We start from the raw sequence: 11,349 nt of genomic DNA on the forward strand, positions 1-11,349 counted from the left end.
CGTACGACTCGACCGCGTACGACCCGGCCGCGTACGACTCGGCCGCGTACGACTCGCCGACCATGACGTTCCGGCGGGACGACATCCAGCCGCGCTGACGCTCAGTCCGCTTCCGGAACGAGCCCCGCTTCGTACGCGACGATCGCCGCCTGGACGCGGTTCTTGACCCCGAGCCGGTCGAGGACCGCGCTCACGTACGCCTTGACCGTGCCCTCGACGAGGTGCAGCCGGGCCGCGATCTCCGGGTTGGACAGGCCGGCGCCGACCAGGCCGAGCACCTCGCGCTCGCGCGGAGTGAGGGCCTCGGTCCGGGCACGGGCGGCGGCGCCGCGGCCCATGCGCCGGGCGCCGAAGCCGTCGATGACGTGCCGGGCGACCTTGGGCGAGAGGAAGGCGGCGCCGCCCGCCACCGCCCGTACGCCCGCGATGAGTTCGTGCGGGTCGCCGGACTTCAGCAGGAAGCCGGTGGCGCCGCCGCTCAGGGCGCGTGCGATGTACGCGTCCTCGGAGAACGTCGTCAGCATCGCGACCGCCGTGCCGGGCACCGTCCGGACGATCTCCTCCCCCGCGGCGAGTCCGTCCAGTCGGGGCATGCGGATGTCGAGCAGCGCCACGTCGGGGCGGTGGGCCTGCGCCAGAAACACGGCCTCGCGCCCGTCGCCGGCCTCCGCGACGACCTCGATGCCCCGACCCGCGGCGAGGATGGCGCCCACGCCCGCGCGGATCATGGCCTCGTCGTCGGCCAGCAGGACGCGGATGGTGGGGGCGGTGCCGCCCACCGCCGTCCCGGGCACCTCGTCCGTCGCCCGTCTCTCGTTCACAGGACCCGCTCCTTTGCTTCCTTCTCTTACTTCTCTTACTTCTCTTGCTGATCACCGACAGGGGCTTCCGCGTTGCGGTCCGCGTCGCTCGCCGTGGGGATGACGGCCTTGTCCACGAGTCGGCCGTTCTCGGCGAAGCAGAGCCTGAAGTGCGTCACGGCGGTGAAGAGTTCACCGCTCGCCCGGTAATACGCGCAGTCCGCCCCGGCGGGCGGTGGGGTGGGCGCGCGCTCCAGGGGCGGGTCGGCGACGGTCCGGTCCGGCAGGACGCGGTCGGCCTCGGCGCGGGTCTCACCGATGCGCAGGCGTGCGTAGTCGGCGGGGTCGAGGACGGAGTGCGTGCGCGAGTAGGCGTACCAGGCGAAGGTTCCGCCGATGAGCAGCACGCCCGTGGTGACGGCGATACCGAAGGCCAGGGCGGTGCGGTGCCGGGCGTCCGCGAAGCGGCCGCCCGGTGGGGGCGGCGGCGGTACGGGGGCGCTCCTCCCGGCCGGGAGGCGGGCGGTGACCCGGAAGCCGTGGCCGTGGGGCCCCGCGTCGAGCGTGCCGCCCAGGTCCGTGACGCGGGTACGCAGGGAACGCAGGCCGGAGCCGCCACCGGAAAGCTCGCCGGGGGCGCGTGAACTCCCCGTCCCCGGGCGCCCGTTGGTCACGGTGACCGTCGTCACGGTGGGCTTCCCTGCGGTGGCCTTTGTCGCGGTGGCCTTCCCCGCGGAAGTGTCGCGCGTCACCGCGACGGTGACGGGGGCGCCCGGCGCGTGCTTGGCGGCGTTGGTGAGCGCTTCCTGGACGACACGGTGGACGGTGCGGTCGACGACCGTGCTGTCGGTCGCGCTGTCCACCGTGCCGTCGACCGTACTGTCGGTCGCGCTGTTGGCCATGTCGTCGGTCGCGTCGTCGACCGTGCTGCCGGACGTGTCGCCGATCGCGCAGTCGACCGTGTCGTCGGTCGCGCTGCTGGCCGCGTCGTCGGTCGCGTCTTCGACCGTACTGTCGGACGTGTCGTCGACCGTGCTGCCGGTCGCGTCGTCAAGCGCGCTGCCGAGCGTGTCGTCGGCCGCGTCATCGATCGCGCTGCCGGTCTCGTCGTCGAGTGTGTCGTCGGCCGCGTCGTTGACCGCGCTGCCGGTCTCGTCGTCGAGTGTGTCGTCGGCCGCGTCGCCGACCGCGCTGCCAGCCGCGTCGTCGACCGTGCTGCCGAGCGTGTCGTCGGCCGCGTCGCCGACCGCGCTGCCAGCCGCGTCGTCGAGCGTGTCGTCGACCGCGCTGCCAGCCGCGTCGTCGGTCGCGCTGCCGGCCGTGCTGCCATCCGCGCAGTCAGCCATATCGTCGACCGCACTGCCGCCCGTTCCAACGGCCGCGCTGGCAGCCGTATCGACATCCGCCTCGTCCTGCCGACGCGGATCGCCCGGTGCCGCACCGTCACCGGCGCCCTCCCCGTCCAGGTACGTGACGTCCAGGCCCGACTCGGCGGCGCGTGCGACGAGGGCTGCGATGGTCTCGCCCGTCGGGGCCAGCGGTGCCTGTTCGTCGTCCTCGTCTCGGAGCAGGCCGATGATGGCGTGCAGTCGGTCCGTGGCCTGTGAGGCGGCCGCGCGGAGGTCTGCGGCGGCCGCGCGGTGCGGTTCGGGGAGGTCGGGGGCGACCTGGAGGGCGCCCGCCCGTACGGCGATCAGGCTCAGCTCGTGACCCAGGGAGTCGTGCATGTCCTGGGCGATGCGGGCCCGTTCACGCAGCCGGGCGCGGTCGGCGACGATGCGCTGCTCGCGTTCCAGCTGGTCGGCGCGGGCCCAGCCGGCGGCGGCCAGCTCGCGGCCCTGGCGCCAGTAGCGGCCCGCGAGCCAGGGGAAGACGGCGCCGAACAGCAGCGTCGCCATGAGCACGAGCCACTCCACGACCGGATCGACGTCGCGCGCGGCGATTTTCGCCGTGCCGACGACGGCGATCCCGGCGAAGGCGAGCAGGGCCGTGCTGGCGCGGTCCGCGCGGCGGCCGAGGAGCAGGGCGAGGACGGCGAGGGCCGGGCCGAAGGAGAGGGTGAAGAGGGACGGGGCGGTGGCCAGGCCGAGGACGGCGGAGAGGAGGAAGGCGAGGAGGGGGCGGGTCCGGGAGACGGCGACGGCACCGGCGAGGACGGCGAGGCCGATGAGCTGCGCCGCGGCGGATCGCGGTTCGTTGAGGCCCAGCCGGTCGACCGACACGACGGGGACGGCCAGCGCCACCCACAACAGCGCGCTCCGTGTACGTCTCTCCACTCCTCCGACGCTACTGTCCCCCCACGCCCCGGCACCCCTGCCGATCGTCAGGTGCACACGCCCCCGAGCAGGCGCGCCTCCCCACCGGGTCGGCGGGGGTGGGGCTCGCGGCTCCGGTCGGCGTTGTGCGTTCGGCGGTGACGGTGACGGTGACGGTGAGAGCGCGTGCCCCCCCCCCCGGCGGGGTGGGGGCGTCGGGCAGCAGGGCGTAGGAGCTCATCCGCCGTTCGGGGCCCGCCCGGGAAATCCGGCCCTGGAGCCCACCGGGCCCCCGGGCCCGGGATCTCCCCCGGAGCCCATCCGGGCCACCCCGTACCCCCCACCCCCGGGAAACCGTCGAGGCGAACCGCGCGGTTGGCCCGCGCTCCGGCGTGCCCGTGGCAGGATCGGGTGTGCCATGACTGCGCCCACGAAGCCCATGCCGAACAGTTCCGACAGCCCCCTCAGCGGGCACGCCCCCGCGGGCCTCGCCGAACCCGCGGGCCTCGCCGAGCCCGGGGGCCTCGCCGAACCCGCGGGTGAGGCCCTGCACAGCCCCGTCATCGCGTGGTTCGACACGCACGCCCGCGACCTGCCGTGGCGTCGTGCGGACGCCGGTCCGTGGGGCGTGATGGTCAGCGAGTTCATGCTCCAGCAGACGCCGGTCAGCCGCGTCCTGCCCGTGTACGAGCAGTGGCTTGCCCGCTGGCCCCGCCCCGCCGACCTCGCCAAGGAGCCGCCCGGTGAGGCCGTGCGCGCCTGGGGTCGGCTCGGCTATCCGCGCCGCGCCCTCCGGCTGCACGGCGCGGCCCTCGCCATAACGGAGCGGCACAACGGCGACGTACCCACGCAGCACGCGCAGCTGCTCGCGCTGCCCGGCATCGGGGAGTACACCGCGGCGGCCGTCGCCTCGTTCGCGTACGGGCAGCGGCACGCCGTGCTCGACACGAACGTGCGCCGTGTCTTCGCGCGGGCCGTGACCGGCGTGCAGTACCCGCCGAACGCGACGACCGCCGCCGAGCGCAAGCTCGCCCGCGCCCTGCTGCCCGAGGACGAGCGCACCGCGTCCCGCTGGGCGGCGGCCTCCATGGAGCTGGGCGCCCTGGTCTGCACGGCGAAGAACGAGAACTGCGGGGCGTGCCCGATCGCCGTGCAGTGCGCCTGGCGGCTGGCGGGGAAGCCCCCGCACGAAGGGCCCGCCCGCCGCGGTCAGACGTACGCGGGGACGGACCGGCAGGTGCGGGGCAAGCTGCTCGCCGTGCTCCGCGAGGCCGTGACGCCGGTGCCGCAGTCGGCCCTCGACCGGGTGTGGGACGAGCCCGTGCAGCGGGCCCGTGCGCTGGACGGGCTGGTCGCGGACGGCCTCGTCGAACCGCTCCCCGGCGGCCGGTACCGGCTTCCGCTGACCTGAGGGGCTGAGGCCTGAGGGGCTGAGGGGTTGAGAATCTGACGTCCTGACGACTCGATGGCGGAGAGCGCTCGGTCCCCTACGAAACGTAGGTATTTACCCCGGGCTTACGTCTGTTACACAACCGACGTACAGCCGTGCGCCCGCCGCTGGCTCCTCCGCACAACCTCGTGACAACGCCTCCGTAACTTCATACCCGTACCGCACAGCAGGGACGGCGGTCGGCAATGGGGATGGAACGGAGGCGGTTTGGTATGGCGCACGGCGAGGTGCTCGAGTTCGAAGAGTACGTCCGCACTCGGCAGGACGCCCTGCTGCGCAGTGCCCGGCGCCTGGTCCCGGACCCCGTGGACGCCCAGGACCTGCTGCAGACCGCGCTCGTACGGACGTACGGCCGCTGGGACGGCATAGCCGACAAGCGGCTCGCGGACGCCTATCTGCGCCGCGTCATGATCAATACGCGTACGGAGTGGTGGCGGGCCCGCAAACTGGAGGAAGTCCCCACCGAGCAGCTGCCCGACGCGAGCGTGGAAGACTCCACCGAGCAGCACGCGGACCGCGCGCTGCTGATGGACATCATGAAGGTGCTCGCACCCAAGCAGCGCAGCGTGGTCGTGCTGCGACACTGGGAGCAGATGTCCACAGAGGAGACGGCCGCCGCCCTCGGTATGTCGGCCGGAACGGTCAAGAGCACGCTGCACCGGGCGCTCGCCCGGCTCCGGCAGGAGCTGGAGAGCCGGGACCGCGAGGAGCTGGTCGCCAGCGCGCTCGAACGTGAGGAGCGGGAGAGTTGCGCGGCCTAGGCCTCCGGGTCACGAGAAGCGTGAAGGCGGTGAGCGCGGCGACGGCCGCGGTCGCCGCCGTCGGCCTTTTGCTCTCCGCCTGTTCGACGGGCGGCTCCGGCGCGCGCGACGAGGGCCCGGCCCGCAGCGAGCCCGTGGTGTCCACGGCACCGTCCCCTTCGGCCTCGGCGTCCGTGCCGACGAAGAAGATCGACGCGGTCCGGCTCGTCAAGGAGGACCCGAAGGTCAGCCCGGCGATCAAGCGGGACCTGAAGCCGTGCGTCGGGAAGGCCTACCCGGTCGACGTGTCGTACGGGAACCTGACCGGAGGGACCGCCTCCGACGTCGTCGTGAACGTGCTGACGTGCGGCGACGCGGTGGGCATCGGCAGTTACGTGTATCGCGCCGAGGGCGGCCGGTACGAGAATGTCTTCAAGGCCGAGGAGCCGGCCTCCGTCTACGCCGAGATCGACCGGGGCGACCTGGTCGTGACGAAGCAGCTGTACGAGTCGGGCGATTCGGTGGCCTACCCCTCCGGCGAGGAAGTGATCACGTACCGCTGGTCCGCGAACCGCTTCACGGAGTCGGGGCGCACCCGCAACGACTTCGGCAACGCGGTGGACGGGGAACCCACTCCGTCCACGGACTGACAGCGCACCGACACCCCGATACTCCGACACCCCGACACTCCGAAGCATCGACGCACCGACGCACCGACGCACCGACGCAGCGAAAAGGACTGAGAGCACCCGATGGCAGAGCAGACCCACGTCCTGTTCGTCGAGGACGACGACGTCATCCGCGAGGCCACCCAGCTCGCCCTGGAGCGCGACGGTTTCGCGGTCACCGCCATGCCGGACGGTCTCGCGGGCCTGGAGGCGTTCCGCGCCGACCAGCCGGACATCGCGCTGCTCGACGTGATGGTGCCGGGCCTGGACGGCGTCTCGCTGTGCCGCCGCATCCGTGACGAGTCGACGGTCCCGGTGATCATGCTGTCGGCGCGCGCCGACTCCATCGACGTGGTGCTCGGCCTGGAGGCGGGCGCCGACGACTACGTGACCAAGCCGTTCGACGGCGCCGTCCTGGTCGCCCGCATCCGCGCCGTCCTGCGCCGCTTCGGGCACGCGGGCGGGCACGGCTCGGCCTCGTCCGGCCAGGAGGAGAGCTCCGCGGCGGACGGCGGGGTGCTGAACTTCGGCGATCTGGAGATCGACACGGTCGGCATGGAGGTGCGCAGGGGCGGTGCGCCCGTGGCGCTGACGCCGACCGAGATGCGGCTGCTTCTGGAGTTCTCGTCCGCGCCCGGCACGGTCCTCTCCCGCGACAAGCTCCTGGAGCGGGTGTGGGACTACGGCTGGGGCGGCGACACCCGTGTCGTCGACGTCCACGTGCAGCGGCTGCGCACGAAGGTGGGACAGGACCGCATCGAGACGGTCCGCGGCTTCGGTTACAAGCTCAAGGCGTGAACACGATCAGCGGACACACGGCACGTTCGGTATTCACGGCACTCAGAGGACGACGTATATGAACGGGGGGCGCAGGGCCGTCGAGCGCGTGCGCGCGAGGCTCCGCTCCGGGGTGCACCTGCGCACCGGCGTGCGCTGGAAGATCGCCGCGGCGATCGCGCTGGTCGGCGCGCTGGTCGCGATCGCCCTGAGCCTGGTCGTGCACAACGCCGCGCGGGTCTCGATGCTCGACAACGCGCGCGACGTGCAGGACGAGCGCATCCAGTTCGCCCTGCGGCTCTACTCCTCCGCGTCCCAGCGGCAGACGCTGCAGTTCGGCACGAAGGTCGACGACCCGGAGCTGCCCGAGGAGCTGCGGCAGAAGGTCCTCAAGGGCCGCCGCGCCACCTTCGTCGAGGAGAAGACCGACGGCGTGCCCGACATCTGGGCCGCCGTGCCGCTCGCCGACGGGCACGTACTCTCGCTGCACTCCCGCTTCACCGACCGCAGCGCCACCGTCATGAAGGACCTCGACCAGGCCCTGGTCATCGGTTCCATCGCGGTCGTCTTCGGCGGCTGCGCGCTCGGCGTGCTGATCGGCGGACAGCTGTCGCGGCGGCTGCGCAAGGCGGCGACGGCGGCGAGCGAGGTCGCCCAGGGGCACTCGGACGTGAGTGTCCGCGAGGCGATCGGCGGTGTCGTGAAGGACGAGACCGACGACGTGGCGAGCGCCGTCGACGCCATGGCCGACGCGCTCAAGCAGCGCCTGGAGGCCGAGCGCCGGGTGACCGCCGACATCGCGCACGAGCTGCGTACGCCGGTGACCGGGCTGCTCACGGCCGCCGAGCTGCTGCCGCCCGGCCGGCCGAGCGAGCTGGTCAAGGACCGCGCGCAGGCGATGCGCACGCTCGTCGAGGACGTACTCGAAGTGGCGCGCCTGGACTCCGCCGCCGAACGGGCCGAGCTCCAGGACATCACCCTCGGCGAGTTCGTGGCCCGGCGCATGGCGATCCTGACCACGGACGTGACGGTGACGGTGGTGCACGAATCGGAGGTCACCACCGACCCGCGCCGCCTGGAGCGCATCCTCGGCAACCTCGTCGCCAACGCCACCAAGCACGGCAAGCCGCCCATCGAGGTCAGCGTCGAGGGCCGCGTGGTCCGGGTGCGCGACCACGGGCCCGGCTTCCCCGAGGCGCTCCTGGACGAGGGGCCGAGCCGCTTCCGCACGGGCAGCGCCGACCGGGCGGGCCACGGGCACGGTCTCGGCCTGACGATCGCGGCGGGCCAGGCGCGGGTGCTCGGCGCGCGGCTCACCTTCCGCAACGTACGCCCTGCGGGGGCGGCGCCCGAGGTGCCGGCCGAGGGCGCGGTCGCGGTGCTGTGGCTGCCGGAGCACGCGCCGACGAACACGGGGAGCTATCCGGTGCTCAAACTGCCGGACAACCTCTGAGATCACAGAGGCTGCCCGGCGCGGGATCCACCACCCACTACTCCGCGATCACAGTCGGCCTGTCCTCCGGTCCCGAACCCCGCAGCGGGATCTCCTTCACGAAGAACGACGCGAGCAGCGCCACGACGCTGATGGCCGCGCCCAGCAGGAACGCCGAGTGCGTGCCGGACGACACCGCGTGCTGGTAGGCGTCCTGGACGGCCTCCGGCAGCTTGGCGAGGCTCGCCGCGTCCAGCTGCGCCGAGGTCTCGGTGACCTTGCCGCCGAGGGCTCCGGCGCGGTCGTCCATGACGTCCTGGACGCGGTTGTTGAAGAGCGCGCCCATGATCGCGACACCGAAGGACGAGCCGAGCGTGCGGAAGAGCGTGGCGGAGGACGAGGCGACGCCCATGTCCTTCATCTCGACGCTGTTCTGCGCGACCAGCATGGTGACCTGCATCAGGAAGCCCATGCCCGCGCCGAGCACGGCCATGTAGAGGCCGGAGGTGAGGCGCGAGGTGCCGGTATCCATCTGTGCGAGCAGGAAGAAGCCGGCGACCATCAGGACGGTGCCGGCGATCGGGAAGACGCGGTACTTGCCGGTGGCGGTGGTGACCCGGCCCGCGACCATCGAGACGGCCATCATCGAGAGCAGCATCGGAAGGAGCAGCAGACCGGAGTTGGTCGCCGACGCGCCCTGCACCGACTGCTGGAAGAGCGGCAGGAACAGCATCGCGCCGAACATCACGAAGCCGGTGATGAAGCCGATGACGGCCATCAGCGAGAAGTTGCGGTTGGCGAAGATGTGCAGCGGCAGGATCGGTTCGGCGGCCTTCTTCTGTACGAAGAGGAAGCCGATCAGCGAGGCGACGCCGATGCCGATGAGCTCCATGATCACGGCCGAGTCCCAGGCGTACTCCGTACCGCCCCAGGTGGTGACGAGCACGAGCGCGCTGATGCCGACGGTGAGCAGGGCCGCGCCGAGGTAGTCGATGCGTCCTTCCGCCTTCTTCTTGGGCAGGTGCAGGACGCTGGTGACCATGGCGAGGGCGACGGCGCCGAGCGGCAGGTTGATGTAGAAGGCCCAGCGCCAGCCGAGGTGGTCGGTGATGGAGCCGCCGACCAGCGGGCCGCCGATCATCGCGACGGCCATGACGCCGGTCATCATGCCCATGTACTTGCCGCGGTCCCGCGGCGGCACGAGGTCACCGATGATCGCCATGACGCCGACCATCAGGCCGCCCGCGCCGAGCCCCTGGACGGCGCGGAAGCCGATGAGCTGGCCCATGTCCTGCGCCATCCCGCTCAGCACGGAGCCGGCGAGGAAGATGACTATGGCGGTGAGGAAGGAGCCCTTGCGCCCGTACATGTCGCCGAGCTTGCCCCAGATGGGGGTGGAGGCGGCGGTGGCCAGGGTGTAGGAGGTCACGACCCACGACAGGTGCTCCATGCCGCCGAGGTCACCGACGATCGTCGGCATCGCGGGGCCCACGATCATGTTGTCGAGCATCGCGAGCAGCATCGTGATCATCAGGGCGAAGAGCACGACGCGCACGCTGCGCGGCTGCGGTTCGGCCTTGTCCGCGCCGGTTCCGGCCTTGTCCGCTCCGGCTCCGGCCGTGCCGGTCCCGGCGGGTGGCGGGGCCGCCTGTTCCGTCTCCGGGCCGGCCGCCGGCCCGGTTTTCTCGATGGTCTTCTCCGCCATGTTCCCCACTCCCCGCACGGCCGGGTACTTACTTGTCGCCCGGCTAGTTGACTACACTGAGGGAAGGTAGACCCCCCACTAGCCGGGCGTCAAGTAAGTTATGTGGCATGAAGTCGAGGAGCACCCCGATGGGCACGGGCACAGGCACGGGCAAGCAGCAGCGCCGCGGGAACACCCGTCAGCGCATCCAGGACGTGGCCCTCGAACTCTTCGCCGAGCAGGGGTACGAGAAGACGTCACTCCGCGAGATCGCGGAGCGTCTTGAGGTCACGAAGGCGGCGCTGTACTACCACTTCAAGACCAAGGAAGACATCCTGACCAGCATCTTCGACGACCTCACGAGGCCCATCGACGAGCTGATCGCATGGGGTCACGAGCAGCCGCGGCCGGCCTCCCTGGAGACCAAGCAGACGACCCTGCGCCGCTACAGCGAGATCCTCGTCGACGCGGCGCCGCTCTTCCGCTTCATGCAGGAGAACCAGGCGACGATGCGCGACCTGAAGACGGGCGAGAGCTTCAAGGACCGCATGCTGGCGCTCTACGAGATCCTCAAGGACCCGAACGCGCCGATGGCCGACCAGGTGCGCTGCTTCAGCGCGCTGTTCACCATGCACGGCGGGATGTTCGTGCTCAAGGACGTCGAAGGCGACCCCGAGGAGAAGCGCAAGGCCATCCTGGAGGTCGCCATCGATCTGGTGACGCGGGCACACACGGGCGCGTAGTCACACCCAGCGGCTGGGGCTGGGGCTGGGGCTGGGGCTGGTCAGACCTTCACGCCCACCGAGCTGAGGAAGCGGACGGGGTCGACGGCCGAGCCGTAGTTCGGGGTCGTACGGATCTCGAAGTGCAGGTGCGGGCCGCTGGAGTTGCCGGTGTTGCCGGAGAGGGCGATGCGCTGGCCGGTGCCGACGTTCTGGCCCACCCGGACGTCTATCTGCGAGAGGTGCGCGTACTGGGAGTACGTGCCGTTGCTGTGCTTGATCACGACGGCGTTGCCGTACGCGGGGCCGTCACCGGCGCCGTTCGGGCCCGCCTTGACGACGGTGCCGCCGTGCACGGACTCGACCGCGGTGCCGACCGGCACGGCGAAGTCCTGGCCCGAGTGCTTGTGGGACCACATGCTGCCGCCGAGGCCGAAGCTGGCGGAGAGCGTGTAGTTGTTGACCGGGTCGACCCAGGCGGCGGCCTGCGCGGCCGCGGCCTTCTTCGCGTCGGCGGCCTTCTTCGCCCGCTCCTGCTGCGCCTTCTGGGCCTTCTCGGCGGCCTTGGCCTGAGCGGCGGCCTGCGCCTGGACGGAGTTCACGGCGACGCCGGGCAGCGCGCCACCGCTCTTGGCGTCCCCAGCGGCGACCGAGACCCCGGCCCCGAGGGCCGCCGAGGCTCCGAGGCCGACGGCGATGACGGCCGCACGCGTACGGAACATCGACGGGCCGGGACGGTGGGACTTGGTGCGCTTGAGCATGAGGATGTCCTCCGGAGTGTGACGGCGGTGCCGACTGAGCGGTGCCGACTGAGGGGGGCA

At 71.9% G+C, this 11,349-nt stretch carries 10 protein-coding genes; 6 read left to right on the plus strand and 4 right to left on the minus strand.

What is annotated here, in order from left to right; translation table 11 throughout:
* Positions 1–101: 101 nt before the first annotated feature.
* Positions 102–779, minus strand: a complete 678-nt coding sequence (locus tag AB0H82_RS27190; RefSeq protein WP_362997292.1) for a response regulator transcription factor — start codon at positions 777–779, stop codon at positions 102–104.
* A gap of 77 nt (positions 780–856) precedes the next feature.
* Positions 857–3,076, minus strand: a complete 2,220-nt coding sequence (locus tag AB0H82_RS27195; RefSeq protein WP_362997142.1) for a histidine kinase — start codon at positions 3,074–3,076, stop codon at positions 857–859.
* A 397-nt stretch (positions 3,077–3,473) separates the two neighbouring features.
* Here AB0H82_RS27195 and AB0H82_RS27200 point away from each other — a divergent pair, with 397 nt between their 5' ends.
* From AB0H82_RS27200 to cseC, 5 genes are all read left to right on the plus strand, one after another.
* On the plus strand, positions 3,474–4,466 hold the full coding sequence (locus AB0H82_RS27200; RefSeq protein ID WP_362997144.1) for an A/G-specific adenine glycosylase: 993 nt from the start codon (positions 3,474–3,476) through the stop codon (positions 4,464–4,466).
* 251 nt (positions 4,467–4,717) lie between these two features.
* Positions 4,718–5,266: a SigE family RNA polymerase sigma factor gene (locus AB0H82_RS27205; RefSeq protein ID WP_362997146.1), complete on the plus strand. Its 549-nt coding sequence runs from the start codon at positions 4,718–4,720 to the stop codon at positions 5,264–5,266.
* 29 nt (positions 5,267–5,295) lie between these two features.
* Positions 5,296–5,895 (plus strand): hypothetical protein, encoded by a 600-nt coding sequence (locus tag AB0H82_RS27210; protein WP_362997148.1) that lies wholly within the window; start codon positions 5,296–5,298, stop codon positions 5,893–5,895.
* 102 nt (positions 5,896–5,997) lie between these two features.
* Positions 5,998–6,711: a two-component system response regulator CseB gene (gene cseB, locus AB0H82_RS27215; protein WP_362997150.1), complete on the plus strand. Its 714-nt coding sequence runs from the start codon at positions 5,998–6,000 to the stop codon at positions 6,709–6,711.
* 58 nt (positions 6,712–6,769) lie between these two features.
* Entirely contained in the window at positions 6,770–8,143 is a 1,374-nt protein-coding gene (gene cseC, locus AB0H82_RS27220) for a two-component system sensor histidine kinase CseC (protein WP_362997152.1), read from the plus strand.
* A gap of 37 nt (positions 8,144–8,180) precedes the next feature.
* Here cseC and AB0H82_RS27225 read toward each other — a convergent pair whose 3' ends face one another.
* The gene (locus AB0H82_RS27225; protein WP_362997155.1) at positions 8,181–9,827 is read right to left on the minus strand and encodes an MDR family MFS transporter; all 1,647 of its coding nucleotides are present in this window, start codon (positions 9,825–9,827) and stop codon (positions 8,181–8,183) included.
* A 107-nt stretch (positions 9,828–9,934) separates the two neighbouring features.
* Here AB0H82_RS27225 and AB0H82_RS27230 point away from each other — a divergent pair, with 107 nt between their 5' ends.
* Complete coding sequence (locus tag AB0H82_RS27230) at positions 9,935–10,549, plus strand: helix-turn-helix domain-containing protein (protein WP_362997157.1); 615 nt, start codon at positions 9,935–9,937, stop codon at positions 10,547–10,549.
* A gap of 41 nt (positions 10,550–10,590) precedes the next feature.
* Here the strand turns inward: AB0H82_RS27230 and AB0H82_RS27235 are convergent, their stop codons facing one another.
* Complete coding sequence (locus AB0H82_RS27235; RefSeq protein WP_362997159.1) at positions 10,591–11,289, minus strand: M23 family metallopeptidase; 699 nt, start codon at positions 11,287–11,289, stop codon at positions 10,591–10,593.
* Positions 11,290–11,349: the final 60 nt, after the last annotated feature.

The organism is Streptomyces sp. NPDC050732, from assembly GCF_040654255.1.
Taxonomy (GTDB): domain Bacteria; phylum Actinomycetota; class Actinomycetes; order Streptomycetales; family Streptomycetaceae; genus Streptomyces.

What these genes read in the sequence shown, in the direction of transcription:
- AB0H82_RS27200 (WP_362997144.1), top strand. Translation starts at nt 3,474, where the DNA reads ATGACTGCGCCCACGAAGCCCATGCCGAACAGTTCCGACAGCCCCCTC.
- AB0H82_RS27205 (WP_362997146.1), top strand. Translation starts at nt 4,718, where the DNA reads ATGGCGCACGGCGAGGTGCTCGAGTTCGAAGAGTACGTCCGCACTCGG.
- cseB (WP_362997150.1), top strand. Translation starts at nt 5,998, where the DNA reads ATGGCAGAGCAGACCCACGTCCTGTTCGTCGAGGACGACGACGTCATC.
- cseC (WP_362997152.1), top strand. Translation starts at nt 6,770, where the DNA reads ATGAACGGGGGGCGCAGGGCCGTCGAGCGCGTGCGCGCGAGGCTCCGC.
- AB0H82_RS27225 (WP_362997155.1), bottom strand. Translation starts at nt 9,827, where the DNA reads ATGGCGGAGAAGACCATCGAGAAAACCGGGCCGGCGGCCGGCCCGGAG.
- AB0H82_RS27230 (WP_362997157.1), top strand. Translation starts at nt 9,935, where the DNA reads ATGAAGTCGAGGAGCACCCCGATGGGCACGGGCACAGGCACGGGCAAG.
- AB0H82_RS27235 (WP_362997159.1), bottom strand. Translation starts at nt 11,289, where the DNA reads ATGCTCAAGCGCACCAAGTCCCACCGTCCCGGCCCGTCGATGTTCCGT.